We start from the raw sequence: 21,296 nt of genomic DNA on the forward strand, positions 1-21,296 counted from the left end.
CGGTGTGGCCCCACTCGTCTCGGTGTCCGTTCCTTCCCGAGCCTAACGCGGGAGCACCGCGGCATGTTCCCGTAGGCGGCGCGCCGGTGAGGCCGGAGGCGCCGGCGACTCGTCACCGCAGTCCCGGAACGCGGGCTTCATGTCGCATCCCGAAGACGCGAAAAAGCCCGATGGTCGAAACCATCGGGCTCTGTCGGTGCGCGAGGGGGGACTTGAACCCCCACACCCTTCCGGATACTGCCACCTGAAGACAGCGCGTCTGCCATTCCGCCACTCGCGCGAGTGTCAGTACTTGCGACGGAACGATACTATCCTGCGCCTGCTTCAGGTCACCACCGGGTATTGCCTCGGTTGAGTCGCGGGCCACTCACAGGAGCGGACGCAGCCGTCCGACCTGCTGCTCGCCGCCGGTGACTTCCGGCCATGTGAGTGAGTCGACCTCGGGCTTGGCGTCTGCGGGGACCTCGTAGCCGGCGAGCTTGGTGAGCGCGCGGAGGGCCACGGGCGTGGAGGCCCGGCCCGCGCCGTCGTCGATCTTGACGGCGACCGCGCCGACACCGGGGGCCGCGAGCACGTGGACGCCCTCGGCGCCGCCCTTGGCGAGCAGGCCGGGCAGGGCGGTCATCATGCGGTGGTCGGGGCCGCGGGTGCCGTCGATGAGCTTCGCGTTGGCGCGCATGGCGTCCGCGACCCGGCGCTCGTTCGAACCGGCCGGTGCTTCGACGAGGCGCGCGAAGGCGCGGGCGAGCCCGGCGAGGGTGACGGCCAGGACGGGGGCGCCGCAGCCGTCGACGCCGATCGACTCGACGGCGTCGCCGGTGAGCTCTTCGACGGTGGCGATCACGAGCTGCTGGAACGGGTGCTCGGGGTCGCGGTAGGTCGCGAGGTCCCAGCCGTTCGCGGCGCAGGCCGCGAGCATCCCGGCGTGCTTGCCGGAGCAGTTCATGTAGACGCGGCGGGGCTCGGCTCCCGCGGCGACCACCGCGTTGCGGGCGGTCGGGTCGCTCGGCAGGTCGGGCGGGCACTGGAGGTCGGCCTCGCCGAGTCCGGCGCCGCCGAGCACGGAGGCGACCTGGGCGAGGTGGAACGGCTCGCCCCGGTGGCTCGCGGAGGCGATGGCGAGGTCGGCCTCGGTGCCGGGCGCCCAGCCGGCGCGGAGCATGGCGAGGGCCTGCATGGGCTTGTTGGAGGAGCGGGGGAAGACGGGGGAGCCGGTGTCGCCGATCGAGGCGAGGAGGTTCCCGGAGGAGTCGGTGACGGCGACGCTGCCCCGGTGGAGGCTCTCGGCGAATCCGGACCGGACGATCTCGGCGACGGGTTCACCGCCGCGGTAGGTAGCACTCATACCGCGAGGCTAGTCGCGCGGCTAGAGACTTGCTGCCTGATCGCCCACGATGAGACGCACGTCCGTGTCGGCGGCAACGGCGCGTTTCACGAGGGCGAGCGCGATCTGGCCCAGCTCGTAGTGCTGCACGGCGGTGCCGATGAGGCCGATCTGCTTGTCGACCAAGAGGATCGGGGTGCCGTTGGCGGGCGGCTGCTCGCTCGTGCCGTCGAGGTGGAGCATGACGAGCCGGCGCGGCGGCTGGCCCAGGTGGTGGACCTTGGCGACGGTCTCCTGGCCGCGGTAGCAGCCCTTGTTGAAGTGGACGGCGCGTTCGATCCAGCGCGGGACCTCGTGCGGGACGGTCTTCTCGTCGGTGTCGGTCCCGAAGGCGGGCAGGCCCGCGGCGACGCGGACGGCGTCCCAGGCCCAGGTGCCGGCGGGGACCGCGTCGCCGCCGAGCAGGAACGTCTCGACGTCCTCGCGGCGGACGCACAGGTCGAAGGTGGGGACGCCGAGCGCGTCGGTGCGGCGGATCCAGCCGTCGGTGGTGTCGAGCGCGTCGCCGGGGTAGACCGCGGTGGGGCTCAGCGGGATGTCGCGCTGCACGAACTTCGCGGCGGGGACGGGCTGCACGGTCGGCGCCGCTTCGTCGGCGTCCTTGAACGTGTAGGTGAACAGCGCCCATGCGCCGTTCTCGTCGCGGATGTCGACCTCGGTGCGGAACTTCATGAGCTCCAGGTACTTCAGGAGCGCTTCGCCGCGGCCGGGCTCGGTGTCGAGCCAGGTGGTGGCGCCGTCGTCGAAGACGTTCATGTGGTGCTCGACGCGGCCGGTGGGGGAGAGGACGAGCGCTTCGGTGCCTTCGTGCGGCTTGAGGCTGGTGAGGTGCTGGGTGGTGAGCGAGTGCAGCCATTCGAGGCGGGCCGGGCCGGTGACGGAGACGAGGTCGCGGTCGGAGCGGTCGAACAGCGCGCCGGACTCCATCGCCTTGCGCTGCTCGGTGAGCGGACCGCCGTAGTGCCAGGCGGTGCGGCCGGCGTCGGTGGCGACGGCGCCGGGCAGGTTCAGGAGCGGTGAGGGCGCGATGTCGGTCATGCGTGCTTCTCCAGGCATTCGGCGCAGGTCCCGAACACGGCGACGTGGCCGATGTCCATGACGAACCCGCAGGTGTCGGCGACTTCCTCCCGCGCGTTCGCGAACAGGGAGGGGTCGACCTCGGTGATCCGGCCGCAGCGGTGGCACACGAGGTGCGCGTGGCCGCGGTCGCCTGACAGATGGTACGTCGGGGCGCCGTGGGAGAGGTGGGTGTGCGAGACGAGCTGGAGTTCTTCGAGCAGGTCGAGGGTGCGGTAGACAGTGGTGATGTTCACGCCTTCGACCTGGCCGCGGATGCGCTCGTGGATCTGCTCGGGGGTCGCGTGTCCGAGCGCGCGGACGGCTTCCAGGACGAGCTGGCGCTGCGCGGTCATGCGCAGCCCCTTGGAGCGCAGCACCGCCGCCAGTTCGGTCTCGGCCTCGGCTTCGGTGGGCATACGTGCATCGTACTGCGCCGACCGCTGAGCGAGCGCCTGCGCTGCCGCCGCTTCGGAAGCGCGCGCCCACGCGGCTTGCGCCGCCCTCGGATCACTCGTTCGGGTGACATGGCGGCTGCGGGGGCCGGTTCTTGTCGTACCCCTCGGCCACGCTGGCACAGTATTCTCCCCTCTTGTGGTGGGCGGGGGGTGGTGGGTGGGGTGTTGCGGACGGTGACCGGGGGCAGAATGAGCACATGGCACTAGTGACCGCAGTACTGCACCGCGGCGTCGTCGACTCCGACGCGCCGCTCCTGTGCGCCGACGACCTCGGAGTCCTCCGGGGCGACGGCGTCTTCGAGACCATCAACGTCCGCGCCGGGCAGGCCTTCCTGCTCTCGGAGCACCTCGACCGCATGGCGAACTCCGCGCGCCGCATGGAGTTCGAGCTGCCCGCGAAGGCGGACATGGCCGAGCTCGCCGAGCAGGCGCTCGCCGCCTGGCGCGAGCGGGCCGAGGGCGAGGGCGCGCTGCGCCTGGTCGCCACCCGCGGCCGCGAGCACGGCGGCCCGCCCACGGTCTACGCCACCGTCGACCCGGTGCCGCGCGAGCGCATCCTGCCGCGCCGGGACGGCTTGAAGATCGCCACGGCGACCTTGGGGGTGAATGCCGACGCGCGGGGCGAAGCCCCGTGGCTTCTAGGCGGCGTCAAGGCATTGTCGTACGCGTCGATGATGGCGGTGACCCGCTGGGCGAAGACGCAGGGCGCGGACGACGCCCTGTGGGTATCGGCCGACGGGTTCGCCCTGGAGGGCCCGACCTCGTCGCTGCTGTGGCTCGAGGGCGAGACCCTCTGCACCACGCCGACCTCGACGGGCATCCTGCCGGGCACGACGAGCGCGTACCTGCTGGAGCAGGCCCCTAAGGCGGGCTTGAAGACCGCGGAGAAGCTGATCTCGGTGGAGGACTTGAAGAACGCCGAGGCGGCGTGGTTGAGCTCCTCCGTACGCGGTGTGGCCTTCATCACCCAGATCGATGACGTGCCGGTCGAGCAGCGCCCTGACATCACGGCTGAGCTGGACAAACTCGCGGGCTTCGAGGTTCCTGAGTAACGGTTTGACATCGTTTCCCAGGTTCTTCTCAGGCTCAGCACAGGCCACGCCCAGAGACGGTCCTCATAGTAATGAGTGTTCCGGTCACGCCGACAAGCCAAACGGACGGACATGGGCAGTCTTCCGGGAGGCACGGAACAATCCGGGGGCACAAAACCAGTAAGGGCAATCGGGCACAGCCCTACTGGTGCCAATGAAAAGTGGAGCTCCTCCACTTTATCGGGGCCGCAGCGAATGGGCAAGCGCTGCGGCCCCATTAACGTGTAACAGGAACGACACGAAACCGTCTCGGCCGCATAGGTTGTGTGAGTCCGAGGCACTCAACCTGCGAGGACTTTGCCGGGGTTGAGGATGCCGAGCGGGTCGAGCGCGCTTTTGATCCGCCGCTGCACCGCCAGATTCACCGGGTCGAGTTCCTTTGCGAGCCAATCGCGTTTGAGCATTCCCACGCCGTGCTCACCGGTGATGGTGCCGCCCATGGCGAGTGCCATCTCCAGGATCTCGTCGAACGCGGCCCGCCCGGCTTCGAGCGAGCCCGGGTCCTCCGGGTGGACGATGATGTTCGGGTGCAGGTTCCCGTCCCCCGCATGGGCGATGACGCCGATGACCACGCCGTGCTTCGCAGCCGCGGCCCGCACGCCGTCGAGCGCTTCGGCCAGGCGCGAGCGCGGCACCGCGATGTCGTCGACCAGGACCGTGCCCAGCCGCTCCATCGCGTGGTAGGCGCTGCGCCGCGACTCGAGGAGCGCGTCGGCCTCCTCGGCGTCGGTGGCGCGGTAGACCTCCGAGGCGCCGGCCTCGGTGCAGAGCGCCTCGATCGCGGCCAGCTCCTCCGCCGGGTTCGCGTCGGCGGCCACGAGCAGCATCGCGGCGGCCTCGGTCGGCAACCCCATGGGGCGCAGGGCTTCCAGCGCCCGCAGGTGCACGTTGTCGATGAGCTCGAGCAGACTCGGCTGCGCGCCCGCGGCCATGATCGCGGTGACGGCGCGCCCCGCGTCGGCGGTGGTGCCGAAGACCGCCGCGAGGGTGAGCCGCCCGGCCGGGATCGGCGAGAGCTTCACGGTGGCCTCGGTAATGACCCCAAGGGTCCCTTCGGAACCGCAGAACAGCCGCACCAGGTCGTACCCGGCGACGCCCTTCGCGGTCTCGCGGCCGCAGCGCATGACCTCGCCCGAGGCGAGCACGACTTCGAGGCCCAGCACGTACTCCGGGGTGGTCCCGTACTTGACGCAGCACATGCCGCCAGCCGCGGTGGCGATGTTCCCGCCGATCGTGGAGATCTGCCACGAGCCCGGGTCGGGGCTGTAGCGCAGCCCGTATTCGCTTGCGGCGCTGGTGATCGCGGCGTTGAGCACGCCCGGCTGCACGACCGCGAGGCGGTTCACCGGGTCGATCGAGAGGATCTCGTCCATGGGGGAGACGTCGAGGAGGATCGCCCCGTCCACCGCGGTCGCCGCCCCCGCCAGACCGGTGCGGGCCCCTTGCGGCACCACGGGGACGCCGAGCTCGGCGGCGACCTGCAGGGCGGCGCTGACCTCCGCCGTCGACGTCGCACGGACGAGCGCCACGGCCCGGCCGGGCGGCACGAGCCCGGCGTGGTCCACCGAATGCGCGGCCAGGACATCGGCATCGGTCACGGGCGACAGCCCGGCCCCGCGCAGCGCGGAGATCAGATCGCTCATCCCGCGAGGGTAGAGCCCGCGATCGGCCATCCACAAACCCCCACCCACCACTAGAGGGGAAAGAAGGGTCCGCCGCAAATCTCCCGCCCGGGTCCGACAGGAAACCGCCGAAATCGCCGTCGGCGGCGGCAATGTCACCTGAACGAGTGTCTACGCGCCGAGTGCGATCGGGCCGCGGCCGCGAGACGGCGGGCCGATCCTCGGCGCGCGGCCGCCCACCGGCCTACGCGTACGGGTCGGTGTCGACGACCTTGCGGATGATCTCCGCGAGCGCCTCGACCCGCTCGATGCCCTCGTCGTCAGTGGCCGAGCCGCCGGTGAGGATCGCGATCTTGATCGGCTCCTCGGACTCGCCCTCGATCACGCCGATCGAGTTCACCACCCACTCGCCGCCCATCGCGTCGCGCGTGTCCCAGCCGTTCTTCATCCACACGGTCTCGTCCTCGGCCGCCGCGGCCGAGACGCCCCACTGCTGCGAGTCCGCCAGGTCGCCCATGAGCGAGCGCGCGTAGTCCACCTGCTCGGCGTCGAGCACGCCCTCGTACAGCGCCAGCTCCAGCATCCGCAGCTGGTCCACCGCGGTCGTCTGCGTCTTGCCCCACTGCTCGGTCTCGTTCGGGTTCGTGTTCGCGAGCCCGTAGTCGATGTGCGCCTGCCGGATCGCGTCGTGCCCGTCGTCGAACGTGCCGCCGTACAGCATCTGGTTCGTGGCGTCGTTGCTCGAGTCCTTGATCATCGACTCGGCCGCCGCCAGCAGCCAGTCCGGCACCTCGTCGAGCGTCCCGTACGCCTCCAGCACCATCGTCAGGATCTCGACCTTCACGATCGACGCCGTGTCGTGCTGCACGTCGCCCTCGTACGCGAGCTGGAACTCCGCGTCGTCCACCGCGACCGAGGCGTAGAAGTTCTCGTCCTCGAGACCCGCCACGTACTCGCCGACGGCGGCGTCGAGGTCGGCCTGCAGGCGGCTCTGCGCGGCCAGCCGCAGCTCCTCCTCCGAGGGCTGCAGCGTGGAGTCCTCGTCGGCGGACTGCTGGGAGCCGGGCAGGGTCCCGGCGGCCGACCCGCCGGCCCCGCCGTCGTCACCGGAGAGGTCCACGACGTAGATCACGGCCGCGATGAGCACGGCGATCGCCGGGACGACCAGGAAGGGCCAGAGCCGTCGCGAAGGGGCGTGCTTGGGCGGGGAGGTCACAACAGGAACCTTGCTTCAGTGCGGGGGCGCGAACGAAATGCTGCGGCCCACGCTAAAGCAGTCATCGAAGCGACCACAAGCAGGGTTGATTGAGAGTTCCGTAACGGTTGCACAACACCGCCTGGATCACCTGGTGATGCTGCTCTCGTCATGGTCGCTCGCGGTCGGCGGCCCCGCAACGCCGAAGCGCCCGCCGACGGCGGGCGCAGCTCAAAGCTCTGTATCGGCGGGCCGTGAGGCACTGGGACTGGCGCTCGAAATGGGACCTGGGGAGGAAATGACCATCAACGACCGCCGGAACCGCAGTGCCTCACGGAGACTCCACCGCACCGCGCCGCAACCGGGAGGCCCGCGAAGCGCGGGCCTGGTCGGGGCCGGTGAGGCACCGGGCCGCACGCTGCCGGTCGCGCCGGTTCCGCACCCTGCCCCCCGGCACCCACGCCGACGCCTGCGCGCCGTGCGAGTGCGCCCGCGGCGCGGGCTGCGCGCCGACGGTCGGGGAGGAGGGAACGGAAGCGGTCGCGGCGGCCTGCGGCGCCGGGCTCGGGACGGGCACCGGCGTCACGCCGTCGCCCGCTGCTTGAGAAGGGTGCGCGTCACCGCGGCGGCCATGCCGACCAGGCAGATGATCGCGACCAGCGCCAAGAGGCCGTTCGCGCCGTCGGCCACGGCCTTCGGGTCGACCGCGACGACCTCGACATCGACGGCCGGGCTGTCGCCGCCGCCCGCGCCGGAATCATGCTCGGAAGGCGGCGGGCCGAACGCGTTGACCTCTTCGTCCTCCACCGCGGGCTCCTCTGCCGCGGCGGCCGGATCCTCGGCGACCTCGCCCTGCTGGGCCTCGCCGCCGTCCGCGGCAGCGTCGCCCTCGTCCTGCGAGTCGCCTTCGGGCGCATCGTCATCGGCGGCGCCGCCCGTCGGCGGCAGCGCGACGTCCTCGCCCGCCTCGTCCTCGTTCGGCCGCTCGTCGGCCTGCGCCTCGACCACGCGGACCTGCGCCGACTCGTACTCGGCGAACAGGCCGTGGCAGTTCGGGACCATCGCCACCTCGGCCGAGCGGTTCATCTCGAACACCTGGCTCGCCCCCGAGCCGATGTCGTACACCTCGTCGCCCACGTGCAGCTTCGCGTCGGTGCCCAGGTCGTTGCTGTACCGCACCTGCGAACCCTGCTCCACCGTCAGCTCCGACGCGTCAGGGGAGGAGGTCGCCGACACGAGGCCGAGCGTGCCGCAGTCGCCGCTGAACACGACCTCGCTGCTGCTGCCCGACTCCGGCTCGTCGGCCGTCGCGATGCTCACCCCGGCCGCGCCGCCGACCGCCAGCATCGAGGCGGCCGAGATCGCCGCCAGGCGCGACTTCCGCCGGTGCGCGCGCCGGTCCATGGCCTCCTGGATCGAGGGCGCGACGCGGCCGTCGCTCACCGGGTACGGCAGCGGAGGACGCGTCTGGGCCCGGGACTGCTTACCGGGCTTCGTGGTGTGACTTCCCATACCTGCGGCTCTCCAACTGCGTCTTCGACCGGATCACGACCTGATCGTTAGCGGGAATCAGGTCTCAACAGCGTTCAACGAGCGGGCGCGGGAAAGGTGACGGCCGCGCTCCCGCCGAATCCGCCGCGCCCACCGCGATCCGTCCTCATGCGCCCGTATCGAGCGGCGCACCCGTCCGTAGGATGTCCGTGACAGCACCGAGCGAGGGACCGCGAGAACCCCATGGCCAAACCTGCGCCCGACACCGAGCCCGCCGCGACCCGCGAGCCCGAGCCCACGCCCCCCGGCGAAGGCCCCCGGACCGGCACCGGCGACACCACCATCCAGGAATCCGAGCGCTGGCAGCGCTTCGCCGGCGGCGAGCACCCGCCCGAGACGCTCCGGCCCGGCCGCTGGCGGGCCCTCGGCCGCGCCCTGCGCCGCGCCGCCCGCAGCGAATGGACCCTCGCCGGACTCTGCAGCGTCCTCCTCGCCCTCGCCATGACCTGGCCGCTCGCCCGGCACCTCACCGACCGCATCCCCCACGACACCGGCGACCCGCTGCTGCTGACCTACATCCTCGGCTGGGTCGGCCACGCCCTCCGCGAGAACCCCGCCGGGATCTGGGACACCAACAGCTTCTGGCCCCTCGACGACGCCTACCTCTTCACCGACACCCTCATGGGCTACGCGCCCGCCGCGCTCTTCATCACCAGCCCCACCAGCGCGCTCGTCGTCTACAACCTGCTCTACATCGGCACGTTCGCCCTCGCGTTCCTCGGCGCATACGCCCTCCTGCGCCAGCTCGGCGCCCGCGTCGCCGGCTCCGCCGTCGCCGCCGCGGCCTTCGCTTACGCCCCTTGGAAACTCGGACAGGCCGGGCACCTCCAGGTCCTCTCCAGCGGCGGCATCGCCCTCGCCCTCGCGATGCTCGCCCGCGGCCATGGCTACTCCCTCAGAGGAGGCTTCAAGCCGGAGCGGCAGCGGCCCGGCTGGATCATCGCCGGGTGGCTCACCGCCCTGTGGCAGTTCGCGATCGGCGCCGGACTCGGCATCCCCTTCGTCTACCTGCTCCTCGGCATCGGCGTCGTCGTCGGCCTCCACTGGCTCGCCAAGCGCCCGCGCCTGCGCTGGCAGACCCTGGCCGCCAACGGCGTCGGCGGCTCCGTGTTCAGCCTCGGCGTGCTGTGGATCGCCGACAAGCACGCCGTGGTCGCCGAGAACTACCCCGAGGCGATCCGCGACATCGCGTACATCAAGTGGTTCGCCCCCACCTGGCAGAGCTTCATCATCGCGCCCCAGGAGTCCCGCGTGTGGGGCGAGGCGCACGAGGCCGCCCGCGCCGAGCTGACGTGGGCGCCCGAGCAGGCGCTCCTGGTGGGCTTCACGCTGTTCGCGCTGGCGATGGCGGGCCTGGTGTGGTCGTGCTGGACGGGCTGGCAGCGCGTGTGGCTCGCGCTGGGCGGCGCGGTCGTGTTCGCGATCGCCATGGGCCCCAACTTCCTCGACGACGGCTCGTGGGCGTGGGCGCTGCTGTACGAGTACGCGCCGGGCTGGGACGCGATCCGCACGCCGGGCCGACTGGCGATCTACCTGACGCTGATCCTGGCGGTGCTGGCGGCGGGGACACTCACGCGCATCGCCGACGACGCCGACGAACTGGCGCACCGCGCCCGCGTCGACAAGCGCCTGAAGGTGAAGGCGCCCAGGCGGATCCACGCGCTGCTGTTCCTGCCGGTCTTCCTCGTCCTGTGGGAGGGGATGACCGTGGCGCCGTACGCCGAGGTGCCGGAGGCGCCCGTCGACATGTCCGAACTCGAAGGACCCGTGCTGTTCCTGCCCGCGGGCGGGGGCGACACGAAGGTCCAGTACTGGTCGATCGACGGCTTCCCGGAGGTCGCCAACGGCGTCGCGGCGTTCACGCCGGACGAGCAGGCGGGCCTCAAATCGATGTCGATGGGCTTCCCGGGCGAGGACGCGATCACGTCCCTGCGCGAGGCGGGGATCGAGACCGTCGTGGTCCTGCCGGGCTCGCTCCCGGGCAGCGACTGGGACGGCCTGGACACGGCCATCGACCCGTACGGGGTCGAGGTGGAGCGCACGGAGACCGCCGTGATCTACGACCTCAACGCCGGCTGACCGGGGGCGCGAAAACCCGTTGACAGGGTTTTCGCGTCCGTCCTACCGTGATCGCGGATCCGCAGATCGCGGTCCGGTGTTCGGGTCCCTTGCGGCCCTAGAAAGCAGTGTTGATGTCCCGGTGTGCGCCGAGTGCGCCTCCCCGCACCGCGTAAGACCCTGTCCGCCGCATCTCCCGTGCGGCGATCGGGCGCGGTGCCGCAGCGTCGCCTCGCTCCGTGAACGCCTGCGCCGCAGGCGCCGGACGCGCGCGCCCTCCGAAGGCCGCTCGGCCTCTCTTGCTGTCATTCCCGATTTCCTCCAGCAAGGAGCCCCGAGGTGTCGAACACCGGCAACACGCTCAAGATCCACACGTTCACCTGCGCTTGGTGCGGTCTCACCGTCACCAGGAACGCCGCCGACGATTCGGTGCGCAACCACTGCCCGTCCTGCCTGCACTCGCGGCACGTCACCGACCATGTCGAGGGCGGGCCGAGCGACTGCGAGGGGCGGATGACCCCGATCGCCATCGCCGTCCTGCGGACCGGCGACTGGATGCTCGTCCACCGCTGCGTGCGGTGCGACGAGCTCACCTCCAATCCCGTGTGCGCGGACGACAACCAGCTCATGCTCATGCGCATGGCGGTGCGCCCGCTCGCGCAGCCGCCGTTCCCGCTCGAAGCGCTCGGCAGCCTGTAGGGGGTGCGACGATGCCACGACGCACCAGGCCGCGCGACGACGCGCAGCGGCGCCAGCGCCACAAGGAGGTCCTGCACGCCGGCGGCGGCCACCGGGGGAACGACTTCCGCTGCGTCGGTTGCCGTCTGACCGTATCGGTGGTCGCTCCGGGGACCGCGCACCGCAACCACTGCCCGAACTGCCTCGCGAGTCTGCACGTGGACCGCCGCATCCCGGGCGACCGGGACGCGGCGTGCCGCGGGCGGATGGAGGCGGTGGCGATCTTCGCCCGTCCCGACGGCGAGTGGATGATCGTCCACCAGTGCCGCTCGTGCGGCGAGCTGAGCACGAACCGCATCGCGGGCGACGACAGCGTCGTCGCCTTGATGCGGTTGGCGCTCAAGCCGTTGCAGGACACTGAGCGGGCGAGCCGGACGCTGCTCGCCCTCTGAACACCGGTTACGGCCGCCGCGTGGTGCTTCGCGCTGCGCGGCGGCCGCCTATGACGGTCCCATCGGGGTGAGGAACGTCAGGGAGCCGACCGCGTCGAGGCGCGGCGGCGAGTGCAGCGGCGACGACGTGACGTCGAAGGTGCGGTGGACGCCGCGCTGCTCGATGCGCATGAGGCTGCGTTCGAGCGCGTCGGTCTGGAGGGTCTGGACGGGCGCGAGGCGGGCGAGTTCGGAGTCGACGAGCGGGTGGGCGCCGGCGGTGAAGTCGAGGAACCTGATGCCGGCGTCCAGGAAGCGCGGCATCTCGACGTCGACTGAGGGGCCGAAGCCGAGTATTCGGCGGGCGGCCCGGGAGGTGGCGACGATCCGGGTGTCGGCCGCGAGGAGCAGGCACGGGTCGGCGCTGGCGGCCACGGCGGTGCGCCAGGTGGCCAGCGCCGGATCGAGCCTCCTGCCGTCGGGTCCGGGACCGGAGTGCCGCAGCGGGATGACGAGTTCGAGTTGTGTCAATGTGGGCGTCCCGGGGGTAGTTCGTAACGCTCAGTCTGTCCACGTTAACAGAGATAAGTTGATCTTCGTCCCCCGCGCGTCTACCCTCAGATCATGAGTGCTGACGACGCGCCCGCTTTCGGTGTCGATTCCGAGGTGGGGCGCCTTCGCAGTGTCGTGCTCCACCGCCCCGGAGGCGAACTGCGCCGCTTGACCCCCCGCAACAACGGCGCGCTGCTGTTCGACGGGATCCCCTGGGTCGAACGGGCCCAGGCCGAGCACGACCGGTTCGCCGGGACGCTCCTCGAGCACGGCGTCGAGGTCCTGTACATCGGCGCGCTGCTCGCCGAGAGCCTCGAGATCCCCGAAGCCCGCGCGGCCGTGAGCGTGTCGGTCACCGCCGACCCGCGGCTGGGGCAGACGCTCGGGCGGGAGCTCGCGGCGTACCTGGCCGACCTCGAGCCCGAACGGCTCGCGGCGGTCCTGGTGGAGGGCTTGACGAAGGAGGAGTTCGGCTCCTCGACCTCGCTGCGGCACAAGATGATGCGGCCCACCGAGTTCGTGATCGACCCGCTCCCGAACATGATGTTCACGCGGGACTCGGCCGTCTGGATCGGCGACGCGGTAGCCGTGACCAGCCTCGCGATGCCCGCACGTCGGCGCGAGACCACCCTGACCGGCCTGATCTACCACCATCACCCGCGCTTCTCCGCGGTGCCGAAGCTGTACGACCCGTCGCTCGAGCACCTCGAAGGCGGCGACGTGCTCGCGCTCGCGCCCGGCGTCCTGGCCGTCGGCGTCGGCGAGCGCACCACTCCGGCGGGCGCGGAGCGTCTGGCGCGCAAGGCGTTCGCGCACGGCCGCATCCGCACGGTGCTGGTCGTCCCGATCGCGCAGCGCCGCGCCACGATGCACCTCGACACGGTGTGCACCATGGTCGACCGCGACCGCATGGTCATGTACGCCCCGGCCGAGCAGCGCCTGGAGGCGTACACGCTCACCAGCGCCGACGGGGGCGAGACCCTGGACATCCAGGGCCCGAAGCGGTTCCTCGACGCGGCGGCCGAGGCCATCGGCGTCGACCGGATCGAGATCATCCACACCGGCGCGCGCGACGTGGTCACCGCCGAGCGCGAGCAGTGGGACGACGGCAACAACACCCTCGCCCTCGCGCCCGGCCTCGCGGTCGCCTACGAGCGCAACACGGTCACGAACGCGCGCCTCGAACGCGCCGACATCAAGGTCATGACCATCGCCGGCTCCGAACTCGGCTCAGGCCGCGGCGGCCCGCGCTGCATGTCCTGCCCGGTCTCCCGGGACCCCCTGGGCGCGTAGGCGTCTGAACACGGCGGAGGGTCGGATGCATCGCGTCCGGCCCTCCGTTTCGCGTGTGCAGGTGCTTTCGTCGCCGCCCTGGCGGTGGTGTCAGTCCCCTTGAGGTGCAGCCCTTTCATGTGGATTGCGAATATTGTGTACCTATCGCGTAGGCGGATGCTGTTACGCTGAGTTGCTGAACGCTTCTTCCTCCCCTCGGGGGAGCCGGCAACGCGGAAGGGCACATGAGTAAGTCTGACCCCGGACTGCATCAAGCTGACCGCCTCACCGAGAGGCAACGCGAGGTACTGGTCTGCATCGCGAAAGGGATGACCAATTCGGAGATCGCGGCACGCCTCTACCTCTCGCAGCGCTCAGTCGAGCGCGAGATCGCGAGCGCGCGCAGGGCATTGAAGGCGAAGAACCGCGAGGTGATGCTCCTGCTCGCCTTCGACCGCCGCGTGATAACCAGCGAGGATTTGAAAGTCCATTCCGAATCGCATATGAATGACGAGCATTGCGACTGCGCCGGAGGCGCAAAAAAACTCACGGATCGGCAACGGTGATGTGAGACTGGCGGTGCACCGCCAACATGCCTTGGCGCACTTGCCACTCGCGGACGCACCTGAAAGACTGAAGTCAGTCCGGGAATCATATGGTCTGGTCGGACTACTACCACGGTTCCAACTGCCACACGGCCAGCGCCTTCGCGGCGGCCCTCGTGCTCGTCATCACCGGCATCGGGACCGTGCTCGTGCACACCCGGCAGCACGCGCAGTGGATCTTCGCCCGCCATGTGAACGGCTGGCGGTACACGGCGGTGCACCGACTGCTCATGTCCTTCGAGCTCGGCGTCCTCCTCGTGTTGCTCGCCTGGCTGCCGTACCAGGTCTGGTCGCAGAACCGCGAGATCCACCGGATGTACGGCGAGCGGCCCCCGTTCGCGACTCCGACACTCGGCGTCCCCGAGTGGACGTCGATGGGCCTGCTCGGGCTCGTGGCGGTCGGCGGCGTGATCGCCGCACTGGCGTTCACCCATCGCCGCGTGGTCCGCGACGGCGCGAGCGAGGCATAGCAGCATGACTACCGATGGAGGCACCGCAGTGCTGGAGACCCGAACCCTGGAGATGGCCTTCGGCGAGCGAAAGCTCTGGAGCGGCCTCGACCTGCACCTGAAACCGGCGCGGATGACCGCGCTGACCGGCCCCAGCGGGTCGGGGAAGTCCACGCTGCTGAACTGCTTCGGCCTGCTCGAGAAGCCGACCGGCGGCGAGATCCGCTACGGCGACCGGGACCTCACCCGGCTCGGCCCGGGCGTGACGCGGCGGTTCCGGCGCGACGTCCTCGGCTACCTGTTCCAGAACTACGCACTGGTCGAGAACGCGACCATCGCGCAGAACCTCGACGTGGCGCTCCGCGTCCGCCGAGTGCGAGGCGGCAAGGCGCGCAGCGTCGCCGCCGATGCGCTCGAACGAGTGGGGCTGGCGGGGCGCGACGACGAGCGGGTGAGCCGGCTGTCCGGCGGCGAACAGCAGCGGGTGGCCTTGGCCCGCCTGCTGGTCAAGCGGCCCAAGCTGGTGCTCGCCGACGAGCCGACCGGGGCCCTGGACCACGGCAACACCGAGACCGTGGTGCGGCTGCTGCGCGAGATGGCCGACGACGGAGCGTGCGTCGTGATCGCCACCCACGACGACTGGGTGCGCGACCAGTGCGACGAGGTCGTCGCCGTAGACGCTTACACGGGCTGAACGGCGCGGAGGGCCGGACGCGATGCGTCCGGCCCTCCGTTTTGCTTGCCGCGCTAGATGTTCGCGGCGATGTCCTTGCGGTAGTAGCCGCCTTCGAGCTTGACGCCCTCGGCGAGGGCGTAGGCCTCCTGGCGGGCCTGGGCGACCGAGGCGCCCGTGCCGACGCAGTTGAGGACGCGGCCGCCGGTGGCGATGAGCTGCCCGGAGGCGTCGAGCGCGGTGCCGGCGTGGAAGACGCCCGCCTCGTCCGCGCCGTAGAGCGGGCGGCCCGTGACGGTGGTGCCCGGGTAGCCCTCGTTGGAGACGACGACGCACACGGCCGCGCCTTCGCGCCACCACAGGCTGCCGAAGTCCTCGAGCCTGCCGGTCGCCGCAGCGTGGAGCAGCTTGCCGAGGGGGGACTCCAGGAGGGCGAGCACCGCCTGGATCTCCGGGTCGCCGAAGCGGGCGTTGAACTCGACGACCTTGAGGCCCTTCGAGGTCAGGGCCAGGCCGCAGTAGAGGGTGCCGACGAACGGGATGCCGCGCCCGGCGAGCTCGGCCAGGGTCGGCTCGGCGACGCGCTCCATGATCTCGGCCACGAGGTCGTCCGGGGCCCACGGCAGCGGCGTGTACGCGCCCATGCCGCCGGTGTTGGGGCCGGTACCGCCGTCGCCGATGCGCTTGAAGTCCTGGGCGGGCAGCAGCGCCTTGGCGTGCTTGCCGTCGCTGACGACGAAGAGGGAGACCTCGGGGCCGTCCAGGTACTCCTCGATGACCACGCGCTCGCACTCGAGGGCGTGGGCGAGGGCCTGGGCGCGGTCGTCGGTGACGACGACGCCCTTGCCGGCGGCGAGGCCGTCGTCCTTGACGACGTAGGGCGCGCCGAACTCGTCGAGCGCGGCCTCGGCCTCTTCACGGGTCTTGCAGACGCGCGCGGCGGCGGTCGGGACGCCGGCGGCGGCCATGACCTCCTTCGCGAAGGCCTTCGAGCCCTCGATGAGGGCGGCCTCGCCGCTCGGTCCGTAGACCGGGATGCCCTTCGCGCGGACCGCGTCGGCGACGCCCGCGACCAGCGGGGCCTCGGGGCCGACGATGACGAGGTCGGCCGCGGAGGTCACCGCCAGGGAGGCCACGGCGGCCGGGTCGGTCTGGTTCACCGGCACGCAGTCGCCCAGGGCGGCCATGCCGGGGTTCCCCGGGGCGCAGATGAGCTTGGTGACGGATTCGTCCTCGGCCAGCGACGCCGCGAGGGCGTGCTCGCGGCCGCCGGAGCCGATCAGGAGTACTCGCACAAGCCCAGTTTACGTGGCGGATACGTGCAGGTTAACCGCCACGCCGAGTGGTTCCCGCAACTCGGGACCGCCGCAGGCGGCCCGGCCGCGTGTGGGCACTGTCATGATGGGCGCGTGACTGCGAATGTGCTCGCCGAGCGTTATGCCTCCGCCCCGATGCGCGACATCTGGGACCCCGTCGGCAAGATCAAGGCCGAGCGGCGCCTGTGGCTGGCCGTGCTCAAGGCCCAGCACGACCTCGGCGTGACCGTCCCCGACGGCGTGGTCGCCGCCTACGAGCGCGTCCTCGACCAGGTCGACCTCGCCTCGATCGCCGACCGCGAGCGCGTCACGAAGCACGACGTGAAGGCCCGCATCGAGGAGTTCTCCGACCTCGCCGGCCACCAGCACATCCACAAGGGCATGACCAGCCGCGACCTCACCGAGAACGTCGAGCAGATGCAGGTCCGCCAGTCGCTCGAGCTCGTGCGCGACCGCCTCGTGGCCGCGCTCGTGCGCCTCGCCGCCCGCGCGGCGCAGCACCGCGACCTCGTCATGGCCGGGCGCAGCCACAACGTGCCCGCCCAGGCCACCACCCTCGGGAAGCGGTTTGCGACCTGGGCCGAGGAGCTCCTCGCCGCGCTCGACCGCATCGAGGACCTGCTCAAGCGCTATCCGCTGCGCGGCATCAAGGGCCCCGTGGGCACCGCGCAGGACATGCTCGACCTCTTCGACGGAGACACCGCGAAACTCGCCGAGCTCGAGACCCGCGTCGCCGCCCACCTCGGGTTCGAACGCGTCATGGACTCGGTCGGCCAGGTCTACCCGCGCTCGCTCGACTACGAGGTCGGCTCCGCGCTCGTCCAGGCCGTCGCCGGCCCCTCCTCCGCCGCGCTCACCATCCGGCTCATGGCCGGGGCCGAGCTCGCCACCGAGGGGTTCATGCCCGGCCAGGTCGGCTCGTCCGCGATGCCGCACAAGATGAACACCCGCTCCTCCGAGCGCGTCAACGGCCTCGCCGTGGTCGTGCGCGGGTACGCCGCGATGCTCGGCGAGCTCGCCGGCGACCAGTGGAACGAAGGGGACGTCTCCTGCTCGGTGGTCCGGCGCGTCGCCCTCCCCGACCTCTTCTACGCCGTCGACGGATTGTTTGAGACCTTCCTCACGATCCTCGACAACTTCGGGGCGTACCCGGCCGTCATCGGCGCCGAACTCGACCGCTACCTCCCCTTCCTGACGTCCACAAAGGTCCTCATGGCGGCCGTCAAGCAGGGCGGGGGCCGCGAAGACGCGCACGAGGCCATCAAAGAGCACGCCGTCGCCGTCGCCCGCGCCATGCGCGAGTCCGGCCAGCGCGAGAACGACCTGTTCGACCGGCTCGCCGCCGACCCCCGCCTGCCCCTCGACCGGGCCGGGCTCGACGCGCTCGTCGCGAATCCGGGTGAATTCATCGGCGCCGCAGGCGATCAGGTGGACCGTGTAGCCGAAAGAGTGGCAATGGCGGCGAAATCGCACCCTGAGGCCGCGTCCTACCGGCCGGGAAACATCCTATGACTCGCTGTGACCTGGCACCGTCCTCGTAGCTCGGCGCTGGCCCTGGTCAGGGCCGGTGAATATGCTTGCCCTGTTGTCCCGTCCATGTGACCGACAGGAGTGCGCCCGTGGCCCGTGTAGTGGTCGACGTGATGCTGAAGTCCGAAATCCTCGACCCCCAGGGCGAGGCCGTCCTCGGGGCGCTGCCGCGCCTCGGCGTGAACGACGTGTCGTCGGTGCGGATCGGCAAGCGCGTCGAGATCGAGTTCGACGAGAACGCCCAGAACGTCGAGGAGCAGTCGCGCGTGATCGCCGACCAGCTCCTGGCCAACCCGGTCATCGAGAACTTCTCGGTGACCGTAGAGCGCAGCCCGATCGAGGGCGCATGAGCGCGCGCGTCGGGGTCGTGACCTTCCCCGGCTCGCTCGACGACCGGGACGCCGCCCGCGCGGTGCGCCTGGCAGGGGGCGAACCGGTCGGCCTGTGGCACGACGACGCCGCCCTCGGGCAGGTCGACGCCGTGTTCCTGCCGGGCGGGTTCTCCTACGGGGACGCGCTGCGCTGCGGCGCGATCGCCCGCTTCTCGCAGGTGATGGACACCGTGAAGGCCGCCGCTGCCCAGGGGATGCCCGTCCTCGGGGTGTGCAACGGCTTCCAGGTGCTGTGCGAGTCGCACCTGCTGCCGGGTGCGCTCGTGCGCAACGCCCACCTGCGCTACCGCAACCGTCCCGCGCGCCTGCGTGTCGAGACCTCTCGCACCGCGTGGACCCGCCTCTACGAGCCGGGCGCCGAAGTAGTGTTCCCCGCCAAGCACGGCGAGGGCCGGTACGTCGCCGACGAGGCCGTCCTCGACCGGCTCGAGGAGGAGGGCCGCGTGGTCTTCCGGTACCTCGACAACCCGAACGGGTCGATGCGCGACATCGCCGGCGTCACGAACGAGGCCGGGAACGTCGTGGGCCTCATGCCCCACCCCGAGCACGCCGTCGACGAGCTGACCGGCCCGTCGAACGACGGCCTCGGGATCGTCGCCTCCGTCCTGGCCCACCTCACCGGGGCCGCCGACACCAGTGGAGTCAGCCGATGAGCCACCTCAACGTCGCGGTCGACACGGTCGGCGTCGCCGACGCGACCCCCGACGAGAAGCAGCCGTGGGCCGAACTGGGCCTCAAAGAGGACGAGTACCAGCGGATCCGCGAGATCCTGGGCCGCCGCCCCACCCAGTCCGAGCTCGCCATGTACTCGATCATGTGGTCGGAGCACTGCTCGTACAAGTCGAGCAAGGTGCACCTGCGCCAGTTCGGGCAGAAGAACCCGAAGACCCCGCGCCTGCTCGCGGGCATCGGGGAGAACGCCGGCGTCGTCGCGATCGACGAGAACCTGGCGGTGACCTTCAAGGTCGAGTCCCACAACCACCCGTCGTACGTCGAGCCCAAGCAGGGCGCGGCGACCGGCGTCGGCGGCATCATCCGCGACATCATCGCGATGGGCGCCCGCCCGATCGCGGTCATGGACTCGCTCCGCTTCGGCGCCATCGACCACCCCGACACCGCCCGGGTCCTCCCGGGCGTGGTCGACGGCATCGGCCACTACGGCAACTGCGTGGGCCTGCCCAACATCGGCGGCGAGACCTACTTCGACCCGTGCTACCAGGGCAACCCGCTCGTCAACGCCCTCAGCGTCGGCGTCCTGCCGCGGTCGCGCCTCCAGTCGATGCAGGCCAGCGGCGTCGGCAACACCGTGATCCTCATGGGCGCCAAGACCGGCCGCGACGGCATCGGCGGCGTCTCCGTCCTCGCCTCCGCCACCTTCTCCGAGACCGGTGAAGGCGACGCGCGCCCGAGCGTGCAGGTCGGCGACCCGTTCACCGAGAAGCTGCTCATCGAGGTGTGCCTGGAGCTGTTCGACGCCGGGCTCGTCGTGGGCGTCCAGGACCTGGGCGGCGCGGGCCTGACCTGCGCCCTGAGCGAGACCGCGGCCGCCGGCGACGGCGGCATGCACGTCGACCTCGAGCTGGTCCCCTTGCGCGCCAAGGGCATGGAGCCGCAGGACATCCTCGCCTCGGAGTCGCAGGAGCGGATGCTCCTCATCGTCGACCCCGCCAAGGCGGAGGAAGTCCTCGCCCGCTCGCGCCGCTGGGGCCTGCTCGCCACCGAGATCGGCACCGTCACCGACACCGGCCGCCTGGTCATCGACTTCCACGGCCAGACCGTCGTCGACGTCCCGCCGAAGTCGCTCGCCGACGAGGGCCCGGTCTACCACCGGCCGCTCGCCGAGCCGAACGACCTGCAGCTCATCGCGGTCGACCGCGCCGAGACGCTGCCGCGCCCGACCACGCCCGAGGAGATCCGCCAGACCGTCCTCGACATGGCCGCCAGCCCCAACCTGTGCGACAAGTCATGGATCACCGAGCAGTACGACTCGTCGGTCTTCGGCAACACCGTCCTCGGCACCCCGCACGACGCGGGCGTGGTCCGCCTGGACGAGCGCACCGGCGTGGGCATCGCGATCTCCCTGGACGGCAACGGCCGCTTCGCGCGGCTCGACCCGTACACGGGCGCGCAGCTGGCGCTCGCCGAGGCCTACCGGAACGTCGCCGTCACCGGCGCGACCCCGATCGCCGTCTCCGACTGCCTCAACTTCGGCTCGCCGGAGGACCCGCACGTCATGTGGCAGTTCGAGCGGGCCGTCACCGGCATCGCCGACGGCTGCCAGAAGCTCGGCATCCCGGTCACCGGCGGCAACGTCTCGTTCTACAACCAGACCGGCCGCGACGCGATCCACCCGACGCCCGTCATCGGCGTGCTCGGCCTGCTCGACGACGTGCACCGCCGCATCCCGCTCGGCCTGGGCAAGACCGGCGACACGATCGCGCTCATCGGCGAGACCCGCGAAGAGCTCTCCGGCTCGGAGTGGGCCTCGGTGAAGCACGGCCACCTCGGCGGCGTCCCGCCGGTCGTCGACCTCGACCACGAGATGAAGCTCGCCGAGCTCCTCTCGCGCCTGGCCGAGACCGAGCAGCTCGCCGCCGCGCACGACCTCTCCGAGGGCGGGCTCGCGCAGGCGCTCGTGGAGGCGATCTGCCACACCGGGCTCGGCGCGCAGATCCTCCTGCCGGAGGGCGCGGACCCGTTCACGTACCTGTTCTCGGAGTCGTCCGGGCGGGTGCTCGTGGTGATCCCGCGCGGCCAGGAGCTGGCCGTGCGCACCGCCTGCGAACAGCGGAACCTGCCGATCACGCCGCTGGGCGTGACCGACGCGAACACCGACGGCCTGCACCTGCGGGACCTGTTCGACATCAGCCTCGACGAGCTCGAAGCGTCCTGGAAGGGCCGCATCGGCGCCGTCCTCGGCGAGTAGGACACCAGCGAACCGCCCCGGGGCTCTCGGCCCCGGGGCGGTTCGCTGTATATATAT

The 21,296-nt window shown here is 71.1% G+C and carries 19 protein-coding genes, 1 tRNA gene and 1 pseudogene; 12 read left to right on the plus strand and 9 right to left on the minus strand.

All coding sequences use genetic code 11. The features are described 5' to 3' along the window. Positions 1-197 precede the first annotated feature (197 nt). The 4 genes from J5V16_RS17265 to J5V16_RS17280 form a co-directional block, all read right to left on the minus strand. Positions 198-280 (minus strand) — tRNA-Leu (locus J5V16_RS17265). Positions 281-367: 87 nt separating this feature from the next. Beyond that, the gene (locus J5V16_RS17270) at positions 368-1,345 is read right to left on the minus strand and encodes an asparaginase (protein ID WP_208497757.1); all 978 of its coding nucleotides are present in this window, start codon (positions 1,343-1,345) and stop codon (positions 368-370) included. 21 nt (positions 1,346-1,366) lie between these two features. Further along, positions 1,367-2,422 carry a CAF17-like 4Fe-4S cluster assembly/insertion protein YgfZ gene (gene ygfZ, locus J5V16_RS17275; protein WP_208497758.1) on the minus strand — a complete coding sequence of 352 codons (1,056 nt, stop codon included), beginning with the start codon at positions 2,420-2,422 and terminating at the stop codon, positions 1,367-1,369. Further along, on the minus strand, positions 2,419-2,859 hold the full coding sequence (locus J5V16_RS17280) for a Fur family transcriptional regulator (protein WP_208497759.1): 441 nt from the start codon (positions 2,857-2,859) through the stop codon (positions 2,419-2,421). The genes ygfZ and J5V16_RS17280 overlap by 4 nt, the downstream gene beginning before the upstream one ends. A gap of 236 nt (positions 2,860-3,095) precedes the next feature. Between J5V16_RS17280 and J5V16_RS17285 the strand changes: the two genes are divergently transcribed. Then, positions 3,096-3,950, plus strand: a complete 855-nt coding sequence (locus tag J5V16_RS17285) for an aminotransferase class IV (protein ID WP_208497760.1) — start codon at positions 3,096-3,098, stop codon at positions 3,948-3,950. Positions 3,951-4,270: 320 nt separating this feature from the next. Here J5V16_RS17285 and J5V16_RS17290 read toward each other — a convergent pair whose 3' ends face one another. The 3 genes from J5V16_RS17290 to J5V16_RS17300 all read right to left on the minus strand — a co-directional run bounded on the left by J5V16_RS17290 (position 4,271) and on the right by J5V16_RS17300 (position 8,318). Then, the gene (locus J5V16_RS17290) at positions 4,271-5,632 is read right to left on the minus strand and encodes an FAD-binding oxidoreductase (protein ID WP_208497761.1); all 1,362 of its coding nucleotides are present in this window, start codon (positions 5,630-5,632) and stop codon (positions 4,271-4,273) included. A gap of 223 nt (positions 5,633-5,855) precedes the next feature. Next, positions 5,856-6,827 carry a serine hydrolase gene (locus J5V16_RS17295; protein WP_208497762.1) on the minus strand — a complete coding sequence of 324 codons (972 nt, stop codon included), beginning with the start codon at positions 6,825-6,827 and terminating at the stop codon, positions 5,856-5,858. Positions 6,828-7,388: 561 nt separating this feature from the next. Then, positions 7,389-8,318, minus strand: coding sequence for a hypothetical protein (locus tag J5V16_RS17300; RefSeq protein ID WP_208497763.1), 930 nt, complete (start codon positions 8,316-8,318; stop codon positions 7,389-7,391). Positions 8,319-8,540: 222 nt separating this feature from the next. On the opposite strand from J5V16_RS17300, the gene J5V16_RS17305 reads away from it, so the two are divergent. From J5V16_RS17305 to J5V16_RS17315, 3 genes are all read left to right on the plus strand, one after another. Continuing rightward, on the plus strand, positions 8,541-10,436 hold the full coding sequence (locus tag J5V16_RS17305) for a hypothetical protein (protein ID WP_208497764.1): 1,896 nt from the start codon (positions 8,541-8,543) through the stop codon (positions 10,434-10,436). A 318-nt stretch (positions 10,437-10,754) separates the two neighbouring features. Then, the gene (locus tag J5V16_RS17310) at positions 10,755-11,114 is read left to right on the plus strand and encodes an RNHCP domain-containing protein (RefSeq protein ID WP_208497765.1); all 360 of its coding nucleotides are present in this window, start codon (positions 10,755-10,757) and stop codon (positions 11,112-11,114) included. A gap of 11 nt (positions 11,115-11,125) precedes the next feature. Beyond that, on the plus strand, positions 11,126-11,545 hold the full coding sequence (locus J5V16_RS17315) for an RNHCP domain-containing protein (protein ID WP_208497766.1): 420 nt from the start codon (positions 11,126-11,128) through the stop codon (positions 11,543-11,545). A gap of 48 nt (positions 11,546-11,593) precedes the next feature. Here J5V16_RS17315 and J5V16_RS17320 read toward each other — a convergent pair whose 3' ends face one another. Continuing rightward, a complete protein-coding gene (locus tag J5V16_RS17320; protein ID WP_208497767.1) occupies positions 11,594-12,055 on the minus strand; it encodes a hypothetical protein in 462 nt (153 codons plus the stop codon). A 93-nt stretch (positions 12,056-12,148) separates the two neighbouring features. On the opposite strand from J5V16_RS17320, the gene J5V16_RS17325 reads away from it, so the two are divergent. From J5V16_RS17325 to J5V16_RS17340, 4 genes and pseudogenes are all read left to right on the plus strand, one after another. Continuing rightward, positions 12,149-13,369, plus strand: coding sequence for an arginine deiminase (locus tag J5V16_RS17325; RefSeq protein ID WP_208497768.1), 1,221 nt, complete (start codon positions 12,149-12,151; stop codon positions 13,367-13,369). Between the two features lie 224 nt (positions 13,370-13,593). Next, positions 13,594-13,914: a helix-turn-helix domain-containing protein gene (locus tag J5V16_RS17330; RefSeq protein WP_208497769.1), complete on the plus strand. Its 321-nt coding sequence runs from the start codon at positions 13,594-13,596 to the stop codon at positions 13,912-13,914. A gap of 83 nt (positions 13,915-13,997) precedes the next feature. Further along, a pseudogene (locus tag J5V16_RS17335) lies at positions 13,998-14,423 on the plus strand (lactococcin 972 family bacteriocin); the annotation flags it as partial. A gap of 28 nt (positions 14,424-14,451) precedes the next feature. Continuing rightward, positions 14,452-15,096 (plus strand): ABC transporter ATP-binding protein, encoded by a 645-nt coding sequence (locus J5V16_RS17340; protein ID WP_408612484.1) that lies wholly within the window; start codon positions 14,452-14,454, stop codon positions 15,094-15,096. A gap of 53 nt (positions 15,097-15,149) precedes the next feature. Here J5V16_RS17340 and purD read toward each other — a convergent pair whose 3' ends face one another. After that, on the minus strand, positions 15,150-16,370 hold the full coding sequence (purD, locus tag J5V16_RS17345; RefSeq protein ID WP_208497772.1) for a phosphoribosylamine--glycine ligase: 1,221 nt from the start codon (positions 16,368-16,370) through the stop codon (positions 15,150-15,152). Between the two features lie 114 nt (positions 16,371-16,484). Between purD and purB the strand changes: the two genes are divergently transcribed. The 4 genes from purB to purL all read left to right on the plus strand — a co-directional run bounded on the left by purB (position 16,485) and on the right by purL (position 21,239). Continuing rightward, complete coding sequence (gene purB / locus J5V16_RS17350; protein WP_208497773.1) at positions 16,485-17,903, plus strand: adenylosuccinate lyase; 1,419 nt, start codon at positions 16,485-16,487, stop codon at positions 17,901-17,903. 107 nt (positions 17,904-18,010) lie between these two features. Then, a complete protein-coding gene (gene purS, locus J5V16_RS17355; protein WP_208497774.1) occupies positions 18,011-18,271 on the plus strand; it encodes a phosphoribosylformylglycinamidine synthase subunit PurS in 261 nt (86 codons plus the stop codon). Beyond that, positions 18,268-18,966, plus strand: coding sequence for a phosphoribosylformylglycinamidine synthase subunit PurQ (purQ, locus tag J5V16_RS17360; RefSeq protein ID WP_208497775.1), 699 nt, complete (start codon positions 18,268-18,270; stop codon positions 18,964-18,966). Before purS ends, purQ begins: the two co-directional genes overlap by 4 nt. Further along, positions 18,963-21,239, plus strand: coding sequence for a phosphoribosylformylglycinamidine synthase subunit PurL (purL, locus tag J5V16_RS17365; protein ID WP_208497776.1), 2,277 nt, complete (start codon positions 18,963-18,965; stop codon positions 21,237-21,239). The genes purQ and purL overlap by 4 nt, the downstream gene beginning before the upstream one ends. Positions 21,240-21,296: the final 57 nt, after the last annotated feature.

This window comes from Glycomyces niveus, from assembly GCF_017592475.1.
In the GTDB taxonomy this organism is placed as follows: domain Bacteria; phylum Actinomycetota; class Actinomycetes; order Mycobacteriales; family Micromonosporaceae; genus Glycomyces; species Glycomyces niveus.

Excerpts from the sequence above, each read along its gene's own strand:
- J5V16_RS17270 (WP_208497757.1), bottom strand. The coding sequence starts at position 1,345 with ATGAGTGCTACCTACCGCGGCGGTGAACCCGTCGCCGAGATCGTCCGG.
- ygfZ (WP_208497758.1), bottom strand. The coding sequence starts at position 2,422 with ATGACCGACATCGCGCCCTCACCGCTCCTGAACCTGCCCGGCGCCGTC.
- J5V16_RS17280 (WP_208497759.1), bottom strand. The coding sequence starts at position 2,859 with ATGCCCACCGAAGCCGAGGCCGAGACCGAACTGGCGGCGGTGCTGCGC.
- J5V16_RS17285 (WP_208497760.1), top strand. The coding sequence starts at position 3,096 with ATGGCACTAGTGACCGCAGTACTGCACCGCGGCGTCGTCGACTCCGAC.
- J5V16_RS17290 (WP_208497761.1), bottom strand. The coding sequence starts at position 5,632 with ATGAGCGATCTGATCTCCGCGCTGCGCGGGGCCGGGCTGTCGCCCGTG.
- J5V16_RS17300 (WP_208497763.1), bottom strand. The coding sequence starts at position 8,318 with ATGGGAAGTCACACCACGAAGCCCGGTAAGCAGTCCCGGGCCCAGACG.
- J5V16_RS17305 (WP_208497764.1), top strand. The coding sequence starts at position 8,541 with ATGGCCAAACCTGCGCCCGACACCGAGCCCGCCGCGACCCGCGAGCCC.
- J5V16_RS17315 (WP_208497766.1), top strand. The coding sequence starts at position 11,126 with ATGCCACGACGCACCAGGCCGCGCGACGACGCGCAGCGGCGCCAGCGC.
- J5V16_RS17325 (WP_208497768.1), top strand. The coding sequence starts at position 12,149 with ATGAGTGCTGACGACGCGCCCGCTTTCGGTGTCGATTCCGAGGTGGGG.
- J5V16_RS17330 (WP_208497769.1), top strand. The coding sequence starts at position 13,594 with ATGAGTAAGTCTGACCCCGGACTGCATCAAGCTGACCGCCTCACCGAG.
- purQ (WP_208497775.1), top strand. The coding sequence starts at position 18,268 with ATGAGCGCGCGCGTCGGGGTCGTGACCTTCCCCGGCTCGCTCGACGAC.
- purL (WP_208497776.1), top strand. The coding sequence starts at position 18,963 with ATGAGCCACCTCAACGTCGCGGTCGACACGGTCGGCGTCGCCGACGCG.